Annotated in this window: 28 protein-coding genes; 12 read left to right on the top strand and 16 right to left on the bottom strand. The window is 55.0% G+C overall.

Going from position 1 to position 23,356, the window contains the following annotated elements:
• Positions 1-43: 43 nt before the first annotated feature.
• Positions 44-1,129, bottom strand: coding sequence for a 3-phosphoserine/phosphohydroxythreonine transaminase (gene serC, locus LF929_RS09350; RefSeq protein WP_038904538.1), 1,086 nt, complete (start codon positions 1,127-1,129; stop codon positions 44-46).
• Between the two features lie 264 nt (positions 1,130-1,393).
• On the opposite strand from serC, the gene ycaO reads away from it, so the two are divergent.
• The 6 genes from ycaO to yidD all read left to right on the top strand — a co-directional run bounded on the left by ycaO (position 1,394) and on the right by yidD (position 8,649).
• Positions 1,394-3,157: a 30S ribosomal protein S12 methylthiotransferase accessory factor YcaO gene (ycaO, locus tag LF929_RS09345; RefSeq protein WP_038908145.1), complete on the top strand. Its 1,764-nt coding sequence runs from the start codon at positions 1,394-1,396 to the stop codon at positions 3,155-3,157.
• 649 nt (positions 3,158-3,806) lie between these two features.
• Complete coding sequence (gene focA / locus LF929_RS09340) at positions 3,807-4,664, top strand: formate transporter FocA (RefSeq protein WP_038908146.1); 858 nt, start codon at positions 3,807-3,809, stop codon at positions 4,662-4,664.
• 56 nt (positions 4,665-4,720) lie between these two features.
• Entirely contained in the window at positions 4,721-7,003 is a 2,283-nt protein-coding gene (gene pflB / locus LF929_RS09335) for a formate C-acetyltransferase (RefSeq protein WP_038908147.1), read from the top strand.
• Between the two features lie 508 nt (positions 7,004-7,511).
• Positions 7,512-7,901: a hypothetical protein gene (locus LF929_RS09330; RefSeq protein ID WP_038904543.1), complete on the top strand. Its 390-nt coding sequence runs from the start codon at positions 7,512-7,514 to the stop codon at positions 7,899-7,901.
• Between the two features lie 288 nt (positions 7,902-8,189).
• Positions 8,190-8,435, top strand: a complete 246-nt coding sequence (locus LF929_RS09325) for a hypothetical protein (RefSeq protein WP_038904544.1) — start codon at positions 8,190-8,192, stop codon at positions 8,433-8,435.
• Between the two features lies 1 nt (position 8,436).
• A complete protein-coding gene (yidD, locus tag LF929_RS09320) occupies positions 8,437-8,649 on the top strand; it encodes a membrane protein insertion efficiency factor YidD (RefSeq protein WP_210194386.1) in 213 nt (70 codons plus the stop codon).
• A gap of 46 nt (positions 8,650-8,695) precedes the next feature.
• Here the strand turns inward: yidD and LF929_RS09315 are convergent, their stop codons facing one another.
• Positions 8,696-8,944 (bottom strand): ogr/Delta-like zinc finger family protein, encoded by a 249-nt coding sequence (locus tag LF929_RS09315; RefSeq protein ID WP_026357823.1) that lies wholly within the window; start codon positions 8,942-8,944, stop codon positions 8,696-8,698.
• 36 nt (positions 8,945-8,980) lie between these two features.
• On the bottom strand, positions 8,981-10,120 hold the full coding sequence (locus LF929_RS09310; protein WP_210194387.1) for a phage late control D family protein: 1,140 nt from the start codon (positions 10,118-10,120) through the stop codon (positions 8,981-8,983).
• Between the two features lie 152 nt (positions 10,121-10,272).
• On the opposite strand from LF929_RS09310, the gene LF929_RS09305 reads away from it, so the two are divergent.
• The 6 genes from LF929_RS09305 to LF929_RS09280 are packed head-to-tail and all read left to right on the top strand — an operon-like array spanning position 10,273 to position 15,987.
• Positions 10,273-11,451: a phage tail sheath family protein gene (locus tag LF929_RS09305; RefSeq protein ID WP_210194388.1), complete on the top strand. Its 1,179-nt coding sequence runs from the start codon at positions 10,273-10,275 to the stop codon at positions 11,449-11,451.
• Positions 11,452-11,967, top strand: a complete 516-nt coding sequence (locus tag LF929_RS09300) for a phage major tail tube protein (protein ID WP_016940978.1) — start codon at positions 11,452-11,454, stop codon at positions 11,965-11,967. It begins immediately after the preceding gene.
• Positions 11,968-12,012: 45 nt separating this feature from the next.
• Positions 12,013-12,330, top strand: a complete 318-nt coding sequence (locus LF929_RS09295) for a phage tail assembly protein (RefSeq protein ID WP_016940977.1) — start codon at positions 12,013-12,015, stop codon at positions 12,328-12,330.
• A 5-nt stretch (positions 12,331-12,335) separates the two neighbouring features.
• On the top strand, positions 12,336-12,494 hold the full coding sequence (locus LF929_RS09290) for a GpE family phage tail protein (protein WP_016940976.1): 159 nt from the start codon (positions 12,336-12,338) through the stop codon (positions 12,492-12,494).
• Entirely contained in the window at positions 12,481-15,465 is a 2,985-nt protein-coding gene (locus tag LF929_RS09285; protein ID WP_210194389.1) for a phage tail tape measure protein, read from the top strand. The genes LF929_RS09290 and LF929_RS09285 overlap by 14 nt, the downstream gene beginning before the upstream one ends.
• A gap of 12 nt (positions 15,466-15,477) precedes the next feature.
• Complete coding sequence (locus LF929_RS09280; RefSeq protein ID WP_210194390.1) at positions 15,478-15,987, top strand: phage tail protein; 510 nt, start codon at positions 15,478-15,480, stop codon at positions 15,985-15,987.
• Positions 15,988-16,015: 28 nt separating this feature from the next.
• Here the strand turns inward: LF929_RS09280 and LF929_RS09275 are convergent, their stop codons facing one another.
• The 13 genes from LF929_RS09275 to LF929_RS09215 form a co-directional block, all read right to left on the bottom strand.
• Positions 16,016-16,624 carry a tail fiber assembly protein gene (locus tag LF929_RS09275; RefSeq protein WP_226093558.1) on the bottom strand — a complete coding sequence of 203 codons (609 nt, stop codon included), beginning with the start codon at positions 16,622-16,624 and terminating at the stop codon, positions 16,016-16,018.
• Position 16,625: 1 nt separating this feature from the next.
• Complete coding sequence (locus LF929_RS09270; protein ID WP_226093559.1) at positions 16,626-17,741, bottom strand: phage tail protein; 1,116 nt, start codon at positions 17,739-17,741, stop codon at positions 16,626-16,628.
• Positions 17,738-18,346: a phage tail protein I gene (locus LF929_RS09265; RefSeq protein WP_226093560.1), complete on the bottom strand. Its 609-nt coding sequence runs from the start codon at positions 18,344-18,346 to the stop codon at positions 17,738-17,740. Before LF929_RS09265 ends, LF929_RS09270 begins: the two co-directional genes overlap by 4 nt.
• On the bottom strand, positions 18,339-19,235 hold the full coding sequence (locus tag LF929_RS09260; protein ID WP_226093561.1) for a baseplate J/gp47 family protein: 897 nt from the start codon (positions 19,233-19,235) through the stop codon (positions 18,339-18,341). Before LF929_RS09260 ends, LF929_RS09265 begins: the two co-directional genes overlap by 8 nt.
• Positions 19,222-19,590: a GPW/gp25 family protein gene (locus LF929_RS09255; protein ID WP_016940969.1), complete on the bottom strand. Its 369-nt coding sequence runs from the start codon at positions 19,588-19,590 to the stop codon at positions 19,222-19,224. Before LF929_RS09255 ends, LF929_RS09260 begins: the two co-directional genes overlap by 14 nt.
• Entirely contained in the window at positions 19,587-20,168 is a 582-nt protein-coding gene (locus LF929_RS09250) for a phage baseplate assembly protein V (RefSeq protein ID WP_226093562.1), read from the bottom strand. Before LF929_RS09250 ends, LF929_RS09255 begins: the two co-directional genes overlap by 4 nt.
• The gene (locus LF929_RS09245) at positions 20,165-20,803 is read right to left on the bottom strand and encodes a phage virion morphogenesis protein (protein WP_038908157.1); all 639 of its coding nucleotides are present in this window, start codon (positions 20,801-20,803) and stop codon (positions 20,165-20,167) included. The genes LF929_RS09250 and LF929_RS09245 overlap by 4 nt, the downstream gene beginning before the upstream one ends.
• Entirely contained in the window at positions 20,800-21,258 is a 459-nt protein-coding gene (locus LF929_RS09240; RefSeq protein ID WP_226093563.1) for a phage tail protein, read from the bottom strand. Before LF929_RS09240 ends, LF929_RS09245 begins: the two co-directional genes overlap by 4 nt.
• 113 nt (positions 21,259-21,371) lie before the next feature.
• Positions 21,372-21,809 carry a DUF2570 domain-containing protein gene (locus tag LF929_RS09235; RefSeq protein WP_038908162.1) on the bottom strand — a complete coding sequence of 146 codons (438 nt, stop codon included), beginning with the start codon at positions 21,807-21,809 and terminating at the stop codon, positions 21,372-21,374.
• Complete coding sequence (locus LF929_RS09230; RefSeq protein WP_226093564.1) at positions 21,806-22,351, bottom strand: lysozyme; 546 nt, start codon at positions 22,349-22,351, stop codon at positions 21,806-21,808. The genes LF929_RS09235 and LF929_RS09230 overlap by 4 nt, the downstream gene beginning before the upstream one ends.
• On the bottom strand, positions 22,335-22,637 hold the full coding sequence (locus tag LF929_RS09225; protein WP_016940962.1) for an HP1 family phage holin: 303 nt from the start codon (positions 22,635-22,637) through the stop codon (positions 22,335-22,337). The genes LF929_RS09230 and LF929_RS09225 overlap by 17 nt, the downstream gene beginning before the upstream one ends.
• A complete protein-coding gene (locus tag LF929_RS09220; RefSeq protein ID WP_016940961.1) occupies positions 22,628-22,828 on the bottom strand; it encodes a tail protein X in 201 nt (66 codons plus the stop codon). The genes LF929_RS09225 and LF929_RS09220 overlap by 10 nt, the downstream gene beginning before the upstream one ends.
• Positions 22,828-23,319, bottom strand: a complete 492-nt coding sequence (locus tag LF929_RS09215) for a head completion/stabilization protein (RefSeq protein ID WP_226093565.1) — start codon at positions 23,317-23,319, stop codon at positions 22,828-22,830. The genes LF929_RS09220 and LF929_RS09215 overlap by 1 nt, the downstream gene beginning before the upstream one ends.
• Positions 23,320-23,356: the final 37 nt, after the last annotated feature.

Raw genomic sequence — 23,356 nt, 5'->3', positions numbered from 1 at the left:
ACAGCACGCTAATGCGCTCTATTTATTACGTTTTATCACGTGATCAGCCGTGACGGCGCTCGAAGTCTGCCATGAACTCCGTCAGTGCTTTTACACCACTCAGCGGCATAGCATTATAGATAGATGCACGCATCCCGCCCACAACACGATGGCCTTTCAGCGCATGCAACCCGGCAGCCTGAGCTTCCTGCAGGAATACCGGATCCAACGCGGCATCGGCCAACTGGAATGGCACGTTCATACGCGAACGGCTGCCTGGGACAACATCATTACGATAAAAATCGCTGCCATCAATGGCGGAGTACAGCAGATCGGCCTTCGCCTGATTGCGTTTTTCCATCTCCAACAGGCCACCCTGCTCTTTCAGCCACTTGAACACCATGCCGGACAGATACCAGGCAAATGTCGGCGGCGTGTTAAACATGGAGTCGTTATCAGCCAGAATTTTGTAATCCAGAATCGACGGCAATTCACGGCGAGCCTTGCCGAGCAGGTCATCCCGCACAATCACCAGCGTCAGGCCAGCTGGCCCTACGTTTTTCTGTGCACCGGCATAAATGACGCCGTAACGGCTCACATCCAGCGGACGCGACAAAATACTGGAAGAGTAGTCCGCCACCACAATTTTATCGCCGAAATCCGGCTCTTCTTCGATTGCCAGACCGTCGATGGTTTCATTCGGGCAGTAATGTACATAAGCGGCGTCATCTGACAGCACCCACTCACTCATCGGCTTCACACCACGCAGACCATCAGCGCGGGTTTTCACATCAATAACGGTCGGTGTGAGATATTTCTCAGCTTCTTTAACCGCGCTGTGCGCCCAGTACCCGCCATCAATATAATCCGCGTGGGTTTTCTCCCCCAGCAGATTGAGCGGAACCGCCGCAAACTGGGCACGGGCACCACCATGACAGAACAATACCTTGTAATTCGAGGGGATTTTCAGCAAATCACGCAAATCCTGTTCAGATTCGCTGGCCACCTGCATGAATTCTTTGCTGCGGTGGCTGATTTCCATCACCGAGGTACCCAACCCGTGCCAGTTGCACAGTTCTTGTTCTGCTCGACGTAATACTTCTACCGGTAACATGGCCGGACCAGCACTAAAATTAAAAACCTGAGTCATTTCCCTTCACCACATATCAATAGCGACCTGTCTACGTCGCATCAGTTTACCTTGCTATCGGTTTTATCATTCGTCTTTCTTGCCTGCAACGCTTATTGCCCTGATGGCGGAAAACTTGCGTACTCCCCCGCCTGTTACGGTTTCGGTTACCCCTCTGTTGCATTGTCATCGGGAAGCGCCGCGCAATACACAACATGCGGGATAGAGTCAGTACACAAAACCACGTATGATGCAGCCTCCTCATCACACATTCAGGTTCGAACCATGACCCAAACGTTTATCCCAGGCAAAGACGCCGCCCTGGAAGATTCCATCGCCCGTTTTCAACAACAACTCCTCGACCTGGGGTTTAACATCGAAGAAGCCTCTTGGCTGAACCCGGTGCCCAACGTCTGGTCGGTACATATCCGCGACCGCGACTGCGCACTGTGTTTCACCAATGGTAAAGGCGCGACCCGCAAAGCGGCGCTGGCTTCCGCATTGGGTGAGTACTTCGAACGTCTGTCCACTAACTACTTTTTTGCCGACTTCTATCTGGGACAACACATCGCCGAAGGTGACTTCGTGCATTACCCTGACGAGAAGTGGTTCCCGCTTCCTGAAGATGACAGCCTGCCGGAAGGCATTCTGGATGCTCGTTTGCATGCTTTCTACGATCCGGAGCAGCAACTGGTCGCCAGCGATCTTATCGATCTGCAATCTGGCAACCACGATCGCGGTATCTGCGCCCTGCCGTTTACCCGCCAGTCTGACCAGCAGACGGTTTACATCCCGATGAACATCATCGGTAATTTGTACGTGTCGAACGGCATGTCGGCAGGGAATACCCGCAATGAAGCGCGTGTTCAGGGGCTGTCAGAAGTATTCGAACGTTATGTGAAAAACCGGATTATCGCCGAGTCCATCAGCCTGCCGTCGATCCCGGCGGAGGTGTTATCACGTTATCCAGGCGTGGTGGAAGCCATTGCCACACTGGAGCAAGAAGGCTTTCCAATATTTGCCTATGATGCTTCGCTCGGTGGTCAGTACCCGGTTATCTGTGTCGTGCTGTTCAACCCGGCTAATGGCACCTGTTTTGCATCGTTCGGCGCACATCCAGATTTTGGCGTAGCGCTTGAGAGAACGGTGACCGAATTGCTTCAGGGCCGTGGACTGAAAGATCTGGACGTGTTCACACCGCCGACATTCGATAATGAGGAAGTTGCCGAACACACCAATCTGGAAACCCATTTTATCGATTCCAGCGGTCTTATCTCCTGGGATTTGTTTAAAACCCAGTCAGATTATGACTTCGCCGATTGGAATTTCAGCGGCACTACCGAGCAAGAATTCGCGACACTGATGGCCATCTTCAATAAGGAAGATAAAGAAGTTTACATCGCGGATTATGAGCATCTCTCAGTGTATGCCTGCCGTATTCTGGTGCCGGGCATGTCCGATATCTATCCGGCAGAAGACCTGCTGTTGGCAAACAACAGTATGGGAGCGCATCTGCGCGAAACACTGCTGTCCCTGCCGGATAGCCAGTGGGAAAAAGAAGACTATCTGGCATTGTTACAGCAACTGGACGATGAAGGCCTGGATGATTTTACCCGAGTGCGCGAATTGCTGGGGATAGCAACCGGTAAAGATAACGGCTGGTTCACATTGCGTATTGGCGAGCTGAAATCCATGCTGGCACTGGCAGGCGGCGATCTGGAGCAAGCACTAAGCTGGGCCGAATGGTCACTGGATTTCAACCAGTCAGTCTTCTCTGCAGAGCGCGGTAATTATTACCGTTGCCTGCAAACACTGCTGCAACTGGCGCTGGAGCCTGAACGCGACCCTGCTCAGTACTACGATGCCTTTGTCCGTATGTACGGCCAGGATGCCGTCGATGCCGCCAGCGCAGCGATTGCCGGTGAGCAATGCTTCTATGGCTTATTCACCGTTGATGCCGATTTGAAAGCACTGCCCGCTCATCAGTCCCTGCTGGCAGCCTATGGAAAATTGCAGCGCGCTAAGCGTGCACACTGGCAGGTGAAGTAAGCGTTATCTCAGCAGACCGGATGACGCTATCGTTATCCGGCTGCTGTTTTATCCGGTTACTGTTTGCGACACAGACCACTGCGTATCAACAGACTCTGCGTTTACACCCACAAGTTGACTTGCAAAACAACGCTCTCACATGTTGAACAACATCACGAACTGGTATGCAAATCGAAGCCTATTGACCAGGCAAGTAAGCGCGCCAACACCGTTGCAACGTGCGCAATGACAGGGATATGACCTATTTTTATACCGGTTCTCTGCCCTGCAGATCTTTCGTCGCCCAATACACCGATTAACCACATATTTTTTATGGTTAATTTAAAGTACACCGAGATGACTTTTATAAATTCGTTATTGTTATCGAATGGTAAATGGCAAATTAAATAATATAAACTTGAAATATGATATCACTACAAAGACTTATTTTATTTAACGTCATACAGGCTAATTTCAACCCATTATTCAACTGTTTTGATAATTTTTAAAAAAAATTTTCCACATAAAAAACAATATGATATGCATTAAATCACCCCAAAACCTCCTCCTGATCAGCCTAATAAATTCCAGCGGTATGATCCACGTCAAATTATGGCGAATAACCCTTTGTTAGTATCTCACCGTAGATAATTTTTAAGAGAGAGTTAGTGTGAAAGCTGACAACCCCTTCACCTTGTTATTACCACCAGCGATGGCGAAAGTCGCAGAAGATGCCGGTGTGTATAAAGCAACAAAACAACCGCTTACTACGTTTTTCCTGGCGATCACTGCTGGCGTATTTATTTCAATCGCATTCGTTTTTTATATCACCGCGACCACCGGTTCCTCGTCCATGCCGTATGGAATGGCTAAACTGGTTGGGGGTATCTGCTTCTCCCTGGGATTGATGCTGGTGGTTGTCTGCGGTGCTGATTTATTCACATCGACAGTGCTGATTGTTATCGCTAAAGCCAGCGGGCGTATTACCTGGAAACAGCTAGGATTAAACTGGCTCAATGTCTATGTCGGCAACCTGATTGGCGCGTTGTTTTTCGTTGCGTTGATGTGGTTTTCCGGCGAGCACACGGTGGCAAATGGCGCCTGGGGCCTGAATGTACTGCAAACGGCTAATCACAAACTGGAACATACGTTCGTTGAAGCGTTATGTCTTGGGATACTGGCAAACCTGATGGTCTGCCTGGCTGTTTGGATGAGCTATTCTGGCCGTACGCTGACTGACAAAATGCTGGCAATGATTCTGCCTGTCGCGATGTTCGTCGCCAGCGGTTTCGAGCATAGTATCGCCAACATGTTCATGATCCCGATGGGGATTGTGGTTAAGAATTTCGCTCCAGAAACTTTCTGGCACGCCATCAGCATGACGCCGGGCCAGTTTGAACACTTGACCATCAGCAACTTTATTGTCGATAACCTGATTCCTGTCACGATCGGCAACATTATTGGTGGTGGACTGCTGGTAGGCTTGACCTATTGGGTCATTTATTTGCGCGGTGGGGATCAGCACTAAGCTGCTGTCGGCCGCAACGTCGGGTTATAAAAATCCAAATCAAAGGTAGGTGTAATATGACCGAACTTAATCAGAAACTCGCCCAGGCTTGGGAAGGTTTTAGCAAAGGCGAATGGCAGAATGGCGTCAACGTACGTGACTTCATTCAGAAAAACTACGCGCCGTATGAAGGTGACGAATCCTTTTTGGCCGGTGCTACCCCGGCAACGACTAAACTGTGGGATGCCGTTATGGAAGGCATCAAACAGGAAAACCGCACCCATGCGCCGGTTGATTTCGATACCGACGTTGCTGCCACCATCACCTCTCACGATGCTGGCTATATCAATAAAGGCCTGGAAAAAATCGTCGGTCTGCAAACAGACGCTCCGCTGAAACGTGCACTGATTCCGTTCGGCGGTATCAAAATGGTTGAAGGCTCCTGTAAGGTTTATGGCCGTGAACTGGACCCGCAGCTGAAAAAAATCTTCACCGAATACCGTAAAACCCACAACCAGGGTGTATTCGATGTTTATACGCCGGATATCCTGCGCTGCCGTAAGTCTGGCGTATTGACTGGTCTGCCTGATGCTTATGGCCGTGGTCGTATCATCGGTGACTACCGTCGTGTTGCTCTGTACGGTATCGACTATCTGATGGCGGACAAATTCGCTCAGTTCACTTCCCTGCAGTCCAAACTGGAAAACGGCGAAGATCTGGAAGCGACTATCCGTCTGCGTGAAGAAATTGCCGACCAGCACCACGCTCTGTCACAAATCAAAGAGATGGCGGCGAAGTATGGCTGCGATATCGCTGGCCCGGCAACCAACGCCAAAGAAGCGGTTCAGTGGACTTACTTCGGCTATCTGGCTGCGGTGAAATCTCAGAACGGCGCGGCGATGTCCTTTGGTCGTGTGTCTACGTTCCTGGATGTCTACATCGAGCGCGATCTGAAAGCAGGCAAAATCACCGAGCAAGACGCTCAGGAATTGATCGACCACCTGGTGATGAAACTGCGTATGGTGCGTTTCCTGCGTACCCCTGAATACGATGAACTGTTCTCCGGTGACCCGATTTGGGCAACGGAATCTCTGGCTGGTATGGGTCTGGATGGCCGTACGCTGGTTACCAAAAACAGCTTCCGTTTCCTGAACACCCTGTACACCATGGGGCCGTCTCCGGAACCGAACATGACCATCCTGTGGTCTGAAAAACTGCCGCTGAACTTCAAGAAATTCGCCGCTAAAGTGTCTATCGATACCTCTTCTCTGCAGTACGAGAACGATGACCTGATGCGTCCGGACTTCAACAACGACGATTATGCTATCGCTTGCTGTGTAAGCCCGATGGTTGTCGGTAAACAAATGCAGTTCTTCGGTGCCCGCGCTAACCTGGCGAAAACCATGCTGTACGCAATCAACGGCGGTGTGGACGAAAAACTGAAAATGCAGGTTGGTCCGAAATCCGAACCGATCAAAGGCGATGTACTGAACTTTGACGAAGTGATGGAACGTATGGATCACTTCATGGACTGGCTGGCTAAACAGTACGTCACCGCGCTGAACATCATCCACTACATGCACGACAAATACAGCTACGAAGCATCGCTGATGGCTCTGCATGACCGAGACGTGTTCCGTACTATGGCATGTGGTATCGCAGGTCTGTCTGTTGCAGCTGACTCCCTGTCTGCCATCAAATATGCCAAAGTCAAACCGGTTCGTGACGAAAGTGGTCTGGCTGTAGACTTTAACATCGAAGGTGAATACCCGCAGTTTGGTAACAACGACCCGCGTGTCGATGACCTGGCTTGTGACCTGGTTGAACGTTTCATGAAGAAAATTCAGAAACTGAATACCTACCGTGGTGCTACCCCGACTCAGTCCGTACTGACCATCACCTCCAACGTGGTATACGGTAAGAAAACCGGTAACACCCCGGATGGTCGTCGCGCTGGTGCACCGTTCGGACCGGGTGCCAACCCGATGCACGGTCGTGACCAGAAAGGTGCCGTTGCCTCTCTGACCTCCGTCGCTAAACTGCCGTTCGCCTACGCAAAAGATGGTATCTCTTATACCTTCTCTATCGTGCCGAACGCACTGGGTAAAGACGATGACGTGCGTAAAACCAACCTGGCTGGTTTGATGGATGGTTACTTCCACCACGAAGCGTCTATCGAAGGTGGTCAACACCTGAACGTCAACGTAATGAACCGCGAAATGCTGCTCGACGCGATGGAAAACCCGGAAAAATATCCGCAGTTGACCATCCGTGTATCAGGTTACGCCGTTCGCTTTAACTCGCTGACCAAAGAACAGCAGCAAGACGTTATTACCCGTACTTTCACTCAGTCCATGTAATTACATGTCTGTCTGAAAGGCGTAAACTAAAGGCTCCACATCGGTGGGGCCTTTTTATAACGGGTATCCAGTCCGTTTTCTTTGTGGGCCGCTTAGCGGCGCTAAAGATTTCTTCCGGAAATTTTTTCACCACTCCTGCCGAAATAAATCAGAACCTGTTTTGTCAGCCTGCTCTCATCGGCTGGCAGGCTGACAAAACAGATTCGACGCCGAACACCGTGGTGTAGCCCTCCGTGCTACCCTGTTGTTACTGCGCTCATTGCAGGCCGTTATTTCCCGGCCCAACCTGGAGAAACCTCGCATGTCAGTTATTGGTGACTTGAAATAATCACTAATCAATTGAAATAAAAGGATTTATTTCTTTCAGCGTCCACACATTGACCACATCAACAACAAGCCCCGTTTCACGGGGCTTGTTGTTATAAGTATTGCCCCCCTATCTTTAACCACTCTGTGCAACCAATGCACAGAGCAAAAATAAAAGGATTAATAAATCAGGAGATACCTCATGAAAAAGTGTACATGCGCACTGTTGTTATTAGCTTCATTCTGCGCTTCTGCCCAGTCAATAAATCACTCAGTCCTGCAAAAATCGCTCAAGCCGTGGCACCCAATAATCTTTTCGGAAAATGGTGGTGTCATCCGGCTAACAATGAATGAAGACCGTGTAAGCAATGAGATCTATGAATCGGTCATATTAATGGGGGTATGCACCCCGCTATGGTTTGAGGCAAAGAAAACTGCATATCTCAACAAAATAAAAGAGATACATGTATTAAACCGAAATAGCCGCTCTGGGTTTATTTTTGAAAGCCCGAAATCTTCTTGTGAAGAAGTTGGCAAAGCAAAAGGTGACGGAGGTAAGATCGTTATCGCTGCCCATACACACAGCAAGTAAAATAACTTTTCAAAGCCCCGCAATCATCCTGCGGGGCTTCTGTTTTATAGCGCCATATTCAACTGCTCCCACCCATAACGCGATGCGGGGAAAACGTCTTCGGAATAAATTCAGACGGTGACGGGGTTTCCTATGATTGCAGTTGATGATTTATTTCAATGAAATATATAGCATTCGAATCAATAAAATCCCATCACACCACTACAAAGCGATTGTTTACATATGGCTTCTTTGTAATTAATACTTACCTGCCATCTGGCACGATTATTACGAAATAAGGAGAGCACTGTGTATAAATACAAAATGGTTCAAATTCCACCGAATATTATTGTCAACGCTAGAAAAGTCGATAAAGACAATGCCGCCGCACATTATCTGGAGCAGGTTGTAAATGAAAAGGCTGAAGACGGATGGGAGTTTCAGCGGATTGACACCATTGGCGTTGAAGAACAACCCGGCTGTGCCTCACTCCTTTTTGGCAAAAAAAACGGGCCTGTTAATTACTATGTAATCACATTTCGCAAAGAGGCATAGCATGTTGGCCTGGCTGAGCATAAAGATGATTGGACTTTATCGTAGTCTTGCGCCTGATTCCATTAGGGGGAGATGCAGATATAAGCCGACATGCTCAGCGTATGCTATTTCTGTGATTAGACGTCATGGCTTCTTAAAAGGGTGGAAACTGGCGTTAGAGAGGATCAGTAGGTGTAGGCCGCCTCACGGGGGCCGGGATTTACCGCCCTTATAATCTCTAATAGCTAAAAGCCCCGCACTCATCCTGCGGGGCTTTTGTTTTACAACGCCAGATTCAACTGATCCCGTCCGTAATGCGAAGCCGGAAAGGCGTCTTGCGGGATAAAGTCAGGCGGTAGCGGGTCTTCCCGTGTACGCTTTGATACGCGCCGTTCTACCGTGTTGAGGGTGGTAAATGTCTCGCTACATTCCAGGTTTTGGCACTGGTGATACTGCCGGATGGTGATATCGCTCAGGCGGCGACTGGTACGGGTGCGGGCCATTGCCCCGCAAAAAGGACATCTGAACATAATGGCTCCCCTGTGGGAGTTGAACTCGCCGCCATTTTATTCACTTTCTGCTATCCAGTCAGGGATTTTTGCTTCCAGTTCCAGACGGGTGGTAAAGCCGTTGCCATCAATAACGTGCTCCGCGCGGGCGATAATCCAGTCCTGATTGTCGATATCCGGTTTAAAGCCGCTTACTGTCAGGTGCATTTCGGGATACAGCTCAGCACGGCCACGCGCCAGGGTTATCGAAAATTCAGCGGCCCCGCGTTGCAACTGTCGCCATTTAGCTGCCGCCGCCCGTTTGGCGACCTCTTCATTCTGATAGGTCTTGCGCAGCACGAACACGTTACCTTCCGCGCCGGTGATGTAATCGCCTTCACGGCTGCTGCTCTTTTCCTTTTTCGGTTTGGGCTTTGTCCGGCGGCGCTTTACACTGACCTTCTTCTTTTTACCGAATTTCAGATCCAGCCAGTAAGCGCGCACACCGGTGTAGGCATCCCGATCCGCAATGCGAAAACGGTGGCCGTCACCACTGCTGCGGGTGATACTGGCCGACGGCAGCGCCTTGCCGGATGCCGTTACACCGCCGCCGGGCAGAATAAACAACAAGGTGCCGTTTTTGATGGTGGCAATCGCCCCCAGTTGCTCGGCCATACGGGTCAGGAATGACATATCACTCTCTTCCGTCTGGTCGGCGTGGTCGATTTCGATATTCATCAGCATGTCGCTGATTTGCACCTTCATACCGTAGCGGTGCGCAATCGCCGACACGACACGCTCTACCGTCACGTCATGCCAGGAAACCTCCCGTTTCACGTTGAACTCTTCGCGGAAATCCGCACTTCTGGCCGTCACGCCCAGCACATCGGGCGGGCCTTCGTGGGAAATCTCATCCACGGTATACAGTCCTTTGTAAGTCAGCGCCTCACCCTGCCAGCCGATGGACAGTGCAATCTGAGCGCCACGCGGCGGCAGCTCCACGCGTCCGTCGCTGTCGTCTATCGACAGCGTGAGCTGGTCAGCCTCAAAACCCCGGTTGTCGGTCAGCGACAACGAGATCAGCCGGTCGCTCAGTTCCTTCAGTGATTTCCCGCCCAGCGTAATGCTAAAGGCCGGGCTTTTTACCGCTTCAGTTAGCGCGTCATCGTAGCGTTTCGCCGTAGTGATAAGTGAGTCAGCCAGATCGGTGATAGCCATCGTTTCCCCCTGTTTTCGCGCATGATTTCACGCGCACGCGTGGGGAAAAATGGCTTTTTGTTGTCGCCGGACGGCCAGACCCGTCAGCGCGTGAGTGTGCGGCTGATATCGGGGATTATCGCCATGAACTCAATAACGTAATGGTGGCGAACATGTCCGAGACACGTTTCCACGGTGTGCGCGTTCGTGAAAATACCGACCTGGTAACCGCAATCAATGACATTGATTCCAGTGTGATTGGCGTGGTGGCCGTGGCGGAGGATGCGGACGCAGACACCTTTCCCCTGAATACGCCGGTGCTCATCACACGGGTGAATAGCGTGCTGGGCAAGGCGGGTAAAACCGGCTCGCTCTATAAGACGCTGAAAGCCATTTCTGACCAGACCAGCCCGAAAGTGATCGTGGTACGGGTGGCAGCAGCAACCGAAGGCGGCGACAAAACCCAATCCCAACTGATTATAGGCGGGACAGCGGCGGATGGCAGTTACACCGGCATGTACGCCTTGCTGACAGCAGAAGCCAAGGTTAACTACCGGCCGCGCATTCTGGCAGTGCCGGACTATGACACCGCCGAAGTGACGTCAGCGCTGTGTGTGATTGCGCAAAACCTGCGGGCATTTGTCTATGCCGGTTGTCACGGCTGCAGCACGATGGCGGAGGCCATCACCTACCGTGCGCAGTTTGCGTATCGTGAGCTGATGCTGATCTGGCCTGATTTTATCGCTTATAACCCGCTTAGCGGCAGCAATGAAACCTTTCCGGCGTCGGCCTATGCCTGCGGCCTGCGCGCAGCGATTGATAACGATCAGGGCTGGCATAAGTCGCTGTCGAACGTGGCAGTGAATAACGTGCTGGGCATCTCGCGGGATGTGTTCTGGTCGCTTCAGGCCGAAGACAGCGACGCGAATGAACTCAACAATCAGGAGATCACCACGCTGATTAAGCGCAACGGGTTCCGCTTCTGGGGCAACCGCACCACGGACACCCATGATTACCTGTTTGAGGTGTACACCCGTACCGCACAAATCCTGGCTGACAGTATTGCAGAAGCACAGTTTGAGGTTGTTGACGAGCCACTGACCCCGGCCAACGTGAAAGACGTGGTGAACGGCATCAACGGCAAGCTGAGTGCACTGGTTACGGCGGGCAGGCTGATAGGCGGGGAATGCTGGTTCGATATTCAGGACAACCCCACCACCGGCCTGCGGCAGGGACAGGTGCGCGTGCGTTATAAGTACACACCGGTGCCGCCGCTGGAAGACCTGACGTTATACCAGACGTTCACCGATGACTATTTTGACTCCGCGTTCTCATCGCTGGGAGGGGTGTAAATGGCTGTACCGCATAAATTGCGCCTGTTCACCTGTTTTGTGAACGGCAACAACCAGATCGGCAAGGTCACATCGGTCACGCTGCCAAAGCTGACCCGCAAGACTGAAGACTTTCAGGGCGCGGGCATGATTGGCTCGGTAGCGGTCGATCTCGGTATGGATTCCGGCGCGCTGGAAGCGCAGATGGTCGTCGGCGGCATGGAGAAAAAGTTGCTGCTGGAATACGGCGGCGATATCGATGACGTTCGCCTGCGCTTCGCGGGGGAATACTACACCGACGGCGATAGCCAGCTTGTCGAGGTGGAAATGCGTGGGCGTATTACCGAGATAGACGGCGGCGAGTCCAAGCAGGGCGAAGACACGTCCGTTACCTATGCGCTGAAAAACACCTATTACAAGCTGTCGATTGACGATCAATCGGTGCTGGAAATTGACCTGCTGAATTTCATCTACAAGAAAAACGGCAAAAACATCTACCCGGATCGCATCACGTCTGCGCTGGGGCTGGGTAACTGAACAACCTGAATCATGGCGGCCACAAGCCGCCCGGAGCCTGTCACCATGAACACACCGAATGAACACACCGTAACCCTGGCGACGCCTATCGTGCGGGGCGATAACGCCATCAGCCAGGTGAGCATCACCGACGATATCAAACAGGCTGGCTCACTGCGCGGCCTGCGGCTGGTCAACGTCCTGAATATGGATGTGGATTCCATCACCACCCTGTTAACGCGCGTTACCTCACCAAAGCTGAAGCTGGCTGAGATTAACGCGATGGATACCCGCGATTTCATGCGACTGGCGGAGGCCATCACGCCTTTTTTAGTGCATGCGGAGCCTGGCGAACCGAACGCGGAGGCGACGGAGGAAGCGTAACCGTCTTGCAGTTCGACCAGATAGACGATCTGGTCGCTGATATCGCCGTTGTTTTTAACTGGCCGCCCTCTGAACTGTTCAGCATGGATCTGGGCGACGTGATAGCCTGGCGCGCGCGGGCGGCTATCCGAAGTGGAGCCAGTGAAGCCGATGAAAAGCCTTGATATCCGCGTAGCCTTCAGTGCTATCGACCGGCTGACCCGCCCGGTCAACGCCGCCCGCCAGAGTGCGGGCGGTTTGTCTGAATCCCTCAAACGCACCCAGGCCGCTATTAAGGATCTGGATAATCAGTCCAGGACCTTCAACCGCCTGCGCGACAGCGTACAAAAGACCTCACGCAAGATTGATGAAGCCAGCCGTAGTCTGGACGGGCTGAAAAAGGCCCAGCAAAACAATACCGTGCTGACCGATAAGCAACGTGAACACATGGCCGCACTGGCCGCAAAACTGGAACGGCTGAACGTCACCCGTGATCAGGAAATGGTGAAACTGCGCGCCGCATCGCAGGCGCTACGCGGTCACGGCGTGTCGCTTGTCGGCAGTAACGCCACTATCCAGAGCGCCATCCGGCGCACCGAACAATATAACCAGACACTGGAGCGAGAGCGGCGACAACTGGCCGCGGTTACGCAGGCACGCGCCCGTTATGAACGCATGCAACAGACGGCAGGCAAACTGCGTGGCAGCGGCACGATGGCGGTGGCGGGCGGTGCGGCTGTCGGATATGCAGGCGGGCAGTTTCTGGCCCCGGCGGTTGGGTTTGATGAAGAGATGTCACGCGTTCAGGCGCTGACCCGGCTGGATAAAGGCGATCAGCAACTGGCGGTACTGCGGGCGCAGGCCAAAAAGCTCGGCGCGGAAACCGCATTCACCACCCGCGACGCAGCCAGCGGTCAGGCGTTTCTGGCAATGGCCGGGTTTACGCCGCAGGCGATACAAGCGGCATTGCCGGGCGTGCTGAATATGGCACTGGCCGGAGGCATGGAACTGGGCGAAACCGCCGATATCGGGTCAAACATTCTTTCACAGTTCAATCTGGATGCCAGCCAGATGGATCGCGTGGGTGACGTACTGACCGGCACCTTTACCCGTACTAACACCGACCTGACTAACCTGGGTGAAACCATGAAATACGCCGGGCCAGCAGCAGCGGCGTTAGGGGTAAGTCTGGAAGACGCAGCCGCGATGGCGGGTATGCTCGCAAATGGTGGCAAGAAAGGCAGTGATGCAGGTACGGCTATGCTGGCCATTTTCGCACGGCTGGCAAAACCGCCCAAAGAAGCTGCTGATGCATTAAAAGAACTTGGTGTATCAGTGGCTGACGCAAAAGGCAAAATGCGCCCGATGCAGGATGTGCTGCTCGATCTATTCAAAACCACAAAAAAATACGGCCAGGTCGATCAGCTGTCATTTTTCAAGGATATTGCAGGTCAGGAAGCATTGGTCAGCCTGCAAATGCTGGTAAAGGCAGCAGGTAGTGGTGCGCTGGGTAAACTGTCAGGCGAGTTGAAAAATGCCAAGGGAGAATCGGATGCCGTCGCCAAAAAGATGGCGGATAACCTGGGCGGCGATTTGAAAAACCTCGACAGTGCCTGGGAAGGTTTTCGCATTCAGGTTGAAGAAACGGCAGACGGGCCGCTGCGCAGCCTGACGCAGGGGTTAAGTGATGTGATCACCAACGTGAGCGGCTGGGTGAAAGAAAACCCCAGGCTGACGCAGACGCTGTTACTGGCTGTCGGCGGTGCGGCGGCATTCGCGGTGGCGATCGGTGGTACCTCACTGGCAATCGGTCTGCTGATGGGTCCGCTGGCTAAGCTCCAGCTCGGTTTTTCAGTGCTGCTGGGCGCACGGGGCGTCGGTGGCGCGGTGTCGCTGTTTTCCGGGTTAAGTAGCCTGCTCGGCGGGCCAATGGCGCGCATGGGCGGCTGGCTACAGCTTTTTTCCGGCAGCGCAGGCCGATTAACCACAACACTGGCCCCGCTACGCGGCATGTTACTGGCCGCTTTTATCTCACCGGTGTCGGCACTGAAATCACTGGGAATAATGCTTTTTCGGCTGACTGGCCTACCCGCACTATTTAACCTGATCACCGGCGCTGTCTCGATATTAGGTAGTGTGCTGTCATTTCTGTTAAGCCCGATAGGGTTGATTGGTGCGGCATTTGTGGCGGCCGGGCTGCTTATCTGGCGATTCTGGGAGCCTATCAAGGCATTTTTCAGCGGAATGTTTACCGGCATTACGCAGGCGTTGACACCGTTACGTGATGCTTTTTCCAGACTGGCACCGATATTTGATCCTATCTGGCAAGCGGTTGAAAAGGTATGGGAATGGTTTAAAAAACTGTTGGAGCCAATCGGGATCAGCAAAGAATCGCTGGATAAATGCGCCAGCGCGGGTGAAGCCTTCGGCCGGGTACTAGGGTCAGCGCTGGAATTGCTGCTATTGCCGCTGCAAAAGCTGATGGAGGGGATCGGCTGGGTGCTGGAAAAGCTCGGTTTAATCCCTGCCGGGCTGGATGCCGCAAGCGCTAAAGCCGAAAGTCTGAAAAAAGATCCCGTTATGTGGGAATGGGATCCGCAACAAAAAAAAATGGTGCAAAAAGGCTGGAATTGGTCGTCTAAAACCGACGGGAACAAAAGCGAAAACACAAAAACCCAGACCGCCCCACCCCAGCCATTAACCGGAGATAGCGGTACCCAGCGCCGTTTGCAGAAGATTGCTGACAACACCGGCGGCGTGTTGGAAGAAACCAAAAAGCGCATCGGCCCCGGCGATATCGTTTTCAAAAACCTGCCGAAAGCGCTGGCCGTGCGTGGCGAATGGCAGGAATCCCGGCTTACTGGCGGCACACCTTCTGCCCCCTCACAGCCTGTGCAGACCATGCAGGCACTCAGCGACCGCCCCGCCGTGGTCGCGGCAACACAGCCCGTCAAACAAGCCGACGCGTCCCCGGTCAGTCGTCCGGCGGCCAGAACACCCGCAGCGGGTGGTTTCAATGGGGAAATTCATATACACCTGCACGGCGTTGAACGGCAGGACGCCCGCGAACTGGGCCGCATTGTGGCCGATGCGGTCAGTGCCGAACTGGCCCGCCGCGACAGACTTCAGCGCGGCAGCTTCAGAGACAGAGAGTAAGGAGAAAAACCAATGATGATGGTATACGGATTGTTTGTGTTTGAGCTGCAAACGCTGCCTTACCAGCAGCTTCAGCAGTCGCGCGCCTGGCGACATGTGAAGAATGAGCGGATCAACCGTTCCGCGAAATGGCAATACATTGGGGCGGGGGAAGATCAGATCACGCTGAGCGGTGTGCTGTACCCGGAAATTACCGGCGGGGAAGTCTCATTAACTGCACTGACCACGCAAGCCTACAGCGGCCGTCCCTGGCCGTTGATTGACGGTACCGGGCAGATTTACGGCATGTACGTGCTGACCGGTATGCAGACCACGCGCACAGAGCTGAATCGCTACGGAAAGGCAAAGAAGATTGAGTTTTCGCTGAGTTTTCAGCGCTGTGATGAAGACCTGCGGGAAAAGCTGCAATCTTCATCCTTTAGCGACCTGATGGACAATGCGCGTAGCAGTGCAAACAAAGCGATGAATACCGTCAGCACGGCCATGACGGACACCGTCAACATGTTGAAAGGGCTGGTTTAACGGCCCTGTCTAAACAGGGCCGGGTAAGTCAGGTGGAGGGAGTTCCCGGCCAGTCGATATCCGGCGCGGCAGAGGTATCAATGCGGCTTAATTGCACCAGATAGGTTTTCCATTCCGCCATTGCTGCCTGCTCTGTATCAGTGGCTATCCCTAGCTCTACAGCGTAACTCAGTTCAGTAATGCGGGCCGTTGCGGCTGTTTTCCGCGCCGCCTGTTCCTGCTGTGCCGCTGCTACTGCGGCCGCCTGTTGGGCAACAACATCAGTCACCCATGCGTTACCATCCCACCTGTCAAATGCCGTCGCTGGAGTCAGTAGCGTGAGTCCATCATGTAACTCGCCGAGTGCTGTCACTGTTTGCGGTTTTCCGTCTGCTGTGCGGTATGCAGTCTTACCGCGATGATCTTCCATGGCTTCCCACGCACCACCATCAGCACGGCGGCAAACTGCCTGCCCTTCTACCGCTGGTGGCGGCACGTCAGTATAACTATCGGCCGGTATTCCCGTACCGCGCATCAAAAACTCCACACCTTTACCAGTGTACTCACGGGTAACATGATCGGCGTGATAAACCGTAATCCATCCTGCATCGACAGCCAGACCGTTTTCATCCAGTTCAGTAATGATTTTTTCAGCCATGTTATGCAGCTCTCACGATGTAGTTAAACGCGACATTGCGGGGGCGTACATACGAACGCGCCCGCGATCCGTTGTGTTCATACGCTGGTAAATTGCTGACTGCCGCATATTCATCAGCATTAAATGTGCTATCCACATTATCGATTCTGATTGTTGTCGCGGCGGTGTTGTTTTCGATGTTCGGCTGGATCCACGTTGCCGCCTGCGCAGACAAAAGCGTACGCTCTGAATCCACCCCGCGCCCATCATCCCAGCCGCGAATAAACTCGCCGCGCAAATCAGGCAACGTACCTGACGGATACAGTGCAGCCAATTCCGGATAGAGGGTTTTATCAAACGCCTGGCCGTTGCATTTCAGCCAGCCCGTCGGCGCTATCGCTTGCGGCCAGGGCAGTGGAATACCGGCAATCTCCGTGATATCGAGCTTGTGACCGATTGACACACTGACAGTGCGAGCAAAATTCGGGTCATCGCCCAATGATTTTGCCAATTTCTCTAGCGTATTCAACGCATCCGGCACACTACCTGCCAGTTCATTCACACGTGTGCTGATCGCCGTTTGCACAAATGCGGTGGTGGCAATTTGCGTTGTACCCGTTCCAACGGCGGCTGTTGGTGCGGTTGGCGTGCCTGTCAGCACCGCGTTAGAAAACTTGCCATCCACGAATGAGCGCGTTGCCAGCACTACCGACGGGTCAATCTTCAGCGTTACCGCGTCGGTACTGCTGACAATCAAAATCATGCGTACCGTCTGCACCCGGCCGGAGCCTTCCTGTAACTTCGGCTTGTAGGTTTCCGGGCAGTTGGCGACGGCGATCAGATTGCCATTAGCGTCATAGAGACCGATTTCACGAATCCACCATCCGCCCTCGTCTTCCGGTATCACCTGTTCGGCAATAATCTGACCGGGGTTTGCCGGGTCAACGCTCAGGGAATTGAGCGGTGCCCGGCGACGCTCATTGACCAGTTTGGTTTGTGCTGTGTCGGGAGTCGGCAGAGTGCCGCCACCGTCGCCCAGTGCCATTTGTGTAATCGATAGTTGCCGCCCGAGCGCGGTAGCGTTTGCCAGCAACGCCGCGCCGGTGTTAGTCAGGATCGCATAGTATTTTGTTGTCATGCGGATACGCTCATATTGTCAGACAGATGCACCACTGCACCGCGTACATCGATGCCAGTCGTGGTAATGGTTTCAGGGACATAGGGGTAAACGGTTAGTGCGTCACCGCTGTACTGCCCGGCAGCCAGCGGGATATTACCCGCACAGTCCATGACGATATTTAGCCCCAGCAAGTGGCGACTTACCGGTTTGGCGTCGGCGATCAGCCGCTCCAGCTCCAGATAGGTTTCTTCGGTGATGCCAGCATCCTGCACGCCGATATCCAGCCGGAAGGTGCCCGGCTGGCCGCCGGTCTGCCACCATTCTGTGACCCGAATCAGATAGCCGAACGGCTCCACCACCCGGCGCAATGCCGCGAGGGTGCCCTTCTGGCGGTGTACCAGCCAGGCCGCCTTGATCACCTGGCGTTTGGTCTGTTCTGACCAGCGTTTATCCCAGCGGTCAACCGACAGTGCCCAGGCGAGGTACGGCAGTAGTTGTGCCGGGCAGCGCTCGGCGCTCCATAATGTATCCAGACAGACCGCTATCTCACTCAGGCGCTGGGTGGAGCTGGCGACGTTGCGCATAAAGTCGCTGGCTGAAGGAGGTAGCAGACTGTTACTCATCGCTACCGCCCTCGGTGACCGTGAACCCGGTGCAGTGCGCTGCCTGCGTGTCGCTGATCACGATGTCCTGCGCCGGTTCCAGCAGTTCAACGCGTTGCACTCCTTGCACATGCAGCGCCGCCATGATGGCCGAGCGAGCCACATCGCGCCCGATGCGCCCCTGCGTACCGAGCCATGACGTTAACGCCTGCTGTGCCGCCTGTTGGATCGGCTCCGATTCCGGCCCCGGATAGCGGTACAACACCGCCGTAATGGCATAGCGCACAATCCCGGCGCTTTGCACCGTCAGGCGGTCACCAACCGGGCGTTTATCATCGGCGGACAGCGCGGCATCGACCGCCGCCAGCAAGTCAGCCGAAGCGCTGCCGTCGCCCTCGGTAGATAACACCGACACCACCACTACCGCCGGGGACGGACTGATCGCCTTGGCATCCGCTACCTTGCCGCTGGCACTTTTGGCGAAATACTCATACGCACCGGTTGGGCCCGCCACGCTCAACCCTTCAAAGGCGGCCTGCGCCCGTAAACGTAGCGCGCTGTCACCTTCCATCACGGCATCGGCGGTGTCGGTCGCTTCGGTAATGGTTAGTCGCTGGGTGTTCAGGTTGGCCGCCAGATTATCCAAATCGGATGACACGGCATGACTGAGCAGGCAGGCTTCCGCGCCTTCGTTAATCCGCTGGCGTAGCATCATTTCCCGGTAGGCGATCACCTGCGCTATCACGGTTAACGGCTCGGACTCCAGCGACAGCGCAGCGGTCACAGACGCCTGCTGAGCGGCCGGAAAGGCGCTAATCATCACCGCTTTCACGTCCTGAAGGATGACTTCGAAGTCCAGCACTTCAATGATCTGCGGCTGGGGTAACTGCGATAAATCAACCGTCGCCATCACCGTGACTCCTGAGCGTAAGGGTAGAGCTGGCCGCCTGCATCGTTTCGGTAATCAACCCTGATAACTCCGCTTCCACCGCTCCCGATGCTGAATAACGAATATCGACGGCATTCAGCGAGATACGCGGTTCCCAGCGCGTCAGGGCGATAACGGCCGCACTCATCAACTGAAGCCGCGTGACCGCATTCTGCGGCGCATCCAACAGGTCAGGGATCAGGCTGCCGTAATCCCGGCGCATCACCCTGGATGCCAGCGGCGTAGTCAGAATGTCGCGCACTGACTGCCAGAGCTGATCGGCATCGGTCAGGGTGCCGGTGCCATGCGGATTCATGCCGGTATAGGTCGCGGTCATTGTGTGCCACTCGTCCAGCTACCACCGGGCTGAATGCCACCGTGGCGATGGCTATCCACCTGAACGCCGTTAGAGGTCATCGCGCCGCCAGAATGCGCCACGTTACCGGCCAGGGTGCCGCCGTGGGTGATCTCCACGGTACGGGCCTTCAGGTGCTGAGTGCATTCCACCACCGGCGTGTTCAGTGTGACGCTGACCGCGGCCACCACGTTGACGGTTTTCATGCCGGTGGCTTCCAGCGCACCAGCCACAGCGTCATACCGAAACCGGGCACCGTCCGGCGCAGTGATCACAATTTCCTTCAGGCTGTTGCCCGGTGCCGGGTGGGCCTCGCTGAACAGGCTACCGATGATCACGGCGGTTTCCGGGTTACCGCCAAGGCACCCCAGTAACACTTGTTCCCCAACGGCAGGCGGGAACCAGACGTTAAACGCCCCGGCGCGTGCGGTGTTCCAGCGTAGCCAGTCGGTGAGCAATTCACCGCTCTTAACGCGCACTTGCCAGCTTTCCGGGTCAACCGCCGTGACAACGCCGACACGCAACAGGTTTTCCAGTAATCGCATCAGTTCGGCGCTCATGTGGCAGCACTCCCCAGACTGTTGATCACCGTTTCATGGATCAGTCGCTCATCAGCCAGGGAGATCCCCAGCAGCTCACGCACAGGGTAGCGGGCAAAGGCACCCGGCCCGACCTTGTCACGCTCGCCATACTGATGCACGCGAGCGATACGGGCGGCGATACCATCAAAGCCGACGCTGGCCCCTTCGGTATCGGCCTGCATTTTGAGAAAACGATAACCGCGCAGGCGCTGAAACATCGGGGTTGTCTTGCTGGTCGTGCGGCGCACTGCCTGCGTGTTGATCTCGATATAACGCTCAATATCGCTGCGGTAAAACGTGCGGATGGCGTTGCGGTCTTCATCAAAGCCGGTGATCGTGCGGCCGTGTTTTCCCCGGCCGCCGTGCCAGTTTTTCAGGTGGCGCACCTGACCTTCCCAGACAAGGACCATTCCTTTTTGCGAGCGCAGCACCTTGCGGCGGCGGGTCGCATAGGCTGAGCCGTCCGGGTTCCTCTGCGCCCTGATGCGCTGCTGTTGACTACGGCGCAGTGCCTGCCCGACCTGACGGGCCGTTTTCAGCCGCCCGGCGGGTGACAGGCCGGAAAGGATGTCACCAAACACCTGATCCAGTGCGTGAAACAGTTTATCCGTCATATCGCTGTCACCCCGGAGGCATCGTCAAGCACCGCATCCCATACCTCGCCGGTGAGGCGCGGACGAGGTTCAGGCAGGTGTTCGGCACGCAGGATGCCGTTATCGTCCCGCGTGACCTTAACCCGCTCGCGCACCGGGATTTCAAACAGGATATCGGCACTGTCGTCGTTGTTGATAAGCGTGGTGAATTTCACCTCGCGGTTCTTTTGCGGGTTCAGCAACAGGTCGGGCTGGTTCTGCCACAGCCAGGCCATTAACGGTAAGGTGAAATCGTCGATATCGCCGGTGAAGTTCATCACGAACAGCACCAGCGAGTAGCGGTACAGAAACGACGGTGTTTCCCCGGTGGTTTCAATACCGCCTTCTTCCACAAATACCGTGAAGGCTTCCGGGTTGGCCCGGCACCAGGTATTGGATGCCGTCAGCGCATCACGCAGCGAATCGGTTTTCAGCATGAGCATTCCCCTATGGTGTGGCGGCGGCATTCAGACGCTGAAGGCGACGCAGGTATACATCGTTGATGGCGGCCTTGTCTGCGTTGCAGGTGTCCAGCGCATCCAAAAGCTGATCACTCCAGAGCGCGACCGCGCCCCAGGTCACCGGTGTTTTCAGTACGGGCGTCGGTGTGGGTGCCGTCAGGCTGGGCGGTACCGGGTCGTGCAGTATCTGCACGCTGGACGACGGCGGCGCGTTTTTGCAGGCTGTCGCTGACAGCAGCAGGCACCACAGTGTTAGCGCACGTATCGGGCTGCATATCCTCGCGCATCTTTTCACGACGTTCTTCCCCTTCGGCATAACGCTGTTGCTCACGCTCGCGCACCTGCGCCAGCACGTTTCTGGCATCGTCAGCCAGTGCCCGGACTTCGTTTAACAGCTCGCGCTGTTGTTGGGCACTGTCGGTCAGTGCCTCGGTATGCGCCCGGTCGATGCCGCGCTGGTAGGTTTGCCAGAGCACACCACCGACGGCCAGCACCAGCAGCACGGCAAGGGTGGCTGCAAGTTTCATGGCACACCCGCCAGATCACGCAGGCACCAGGCTTTAAAGTCGCTGCGACGACTGACCAGCCCGGCGGAGCGCTGGCCGCCGCTGTTGACAAAATCGGTCAGCCGTTCACACATCGCGGGCCATTCCTGCGCCTGCGCGTGTTTCCAGATGGTGGTGCGCTGCTTGCTGCCCTGCCGGTTGGTAAACCACATCAGGCCACTGCAACCGAGGTTAAACGCCGTGTCGGTCATGGCTTCAAACGCCGATTGCGGCATGGCTGCGCCGTTAAAATTGCCGTTGACGCAATTCTCTGCCCGCTGCATGTCGTTAACCCAGCGGCGGGCGATCTCGTCATTGCTGTACGGCCGGTTTTGCACGTTACCGGTAGAGCCAATGCCCACCGTCAGCACGCCAGCGGGGCAGTAATACGGCGACGCCCGACAGTCTTCCCAACTGGCCGTTTTCTGCTGTGCTTCCGGCGACGTGCGCAGGGTACCGGGGGACAGCGTGATACCGAGCGCCACAATCAGCGCAATCGAACAGCGTTTAATCGCGGTTTTCATCGTCAACGTCACCCTGATGCAAAATAGCCACCGCACGGCGTTCCGACGTATTCAGCGTGCGGCGCTCGGACTGCTGTAAAATCTGTTCAATCAGTTCATTACGGCGTCGCTGTGCGCGCTCGATACGACGCCGGAACAACCAGGCACGCCACGCGGTGACAACACCGATAACCAGGCCCGCCAGTGCAACTTTTTCACTGACGGTCATCACCCCGATGCCGGTCACCATCACGGACAGGCCATAGGTCACCCCATCATTGAGGCGCTGAAGATCGTTTAATCCCATAACTGCACCGTTTCCTGTTCTGTCTGACGGGGAATATCAGGCAGCGTGATAGCCTGCCCGGCTGCCAGAAACATCTGGCGGCTTAACCCCGGATTGGCGGCGATCACCTGCTCGGTGACACCGGCGGATGTGCCGTAATGGCGATAACAGAGCAAGTCCACCGTATCGCCCTGAAGCGCCCGGACCACCATCAGCACAACTCCGCAAAAAGCCGCTGGGCACCGCTTATATCGGCGATGCTCCAGCGCGCATCACGCCATAAATCGTCACACTGGTTGTCAAAGGTGTCCGTTGCCTTGTCGCCTTTGGCCGTGGTATCCACATCGCGGTATCCCTCCAGCAACAGCGCACGGGCAATGGCATAAACCGCACGCCTGAAGCGGTACACCTTGATACTTTCGCCGTTGACCTGTCTGGCCGGAACGTCCGCCAATGCGGCATATCCGGTGGCCTGTTGTGTCTGCTGCCAGCTCGCCAGCTGGTCAGTCACATGCACCACCGCTTCAATGGTGGCGTGCATCAGGCGTGTGGTGGTGATACCGCCGGTGATGCGGGCGGCCAGGCGCAGATCACGCAGGACGATCACCGGCCAGAACTCCCCGGCGCTGACCGTGGCCGTGCCGTCGTCAATCTCCGGTACGTCACCGCTGTCGCTGACACGTTTTTGAGCTACCAGGCTCATGCTCAACTCTCCCAAAAGTCAGGCGGTGGGCACCGGG

The organism is Dickeya oryzae (assembly GCF_020406815.2).
In the GTDB taxonomy this organism is placed as follows: domain Bacteria; phylum Pseudomonadota; class Gammaproteobacteria; order Enterobacterales; family Enterobacteriaceae; genus Dickeya; species Dickeya oryzae.
The sequence above is the reverse complement of the archived record's forward strand: the minus strand, read 5'-3'. Positions and strand labels throughout refer to the sequence as shown.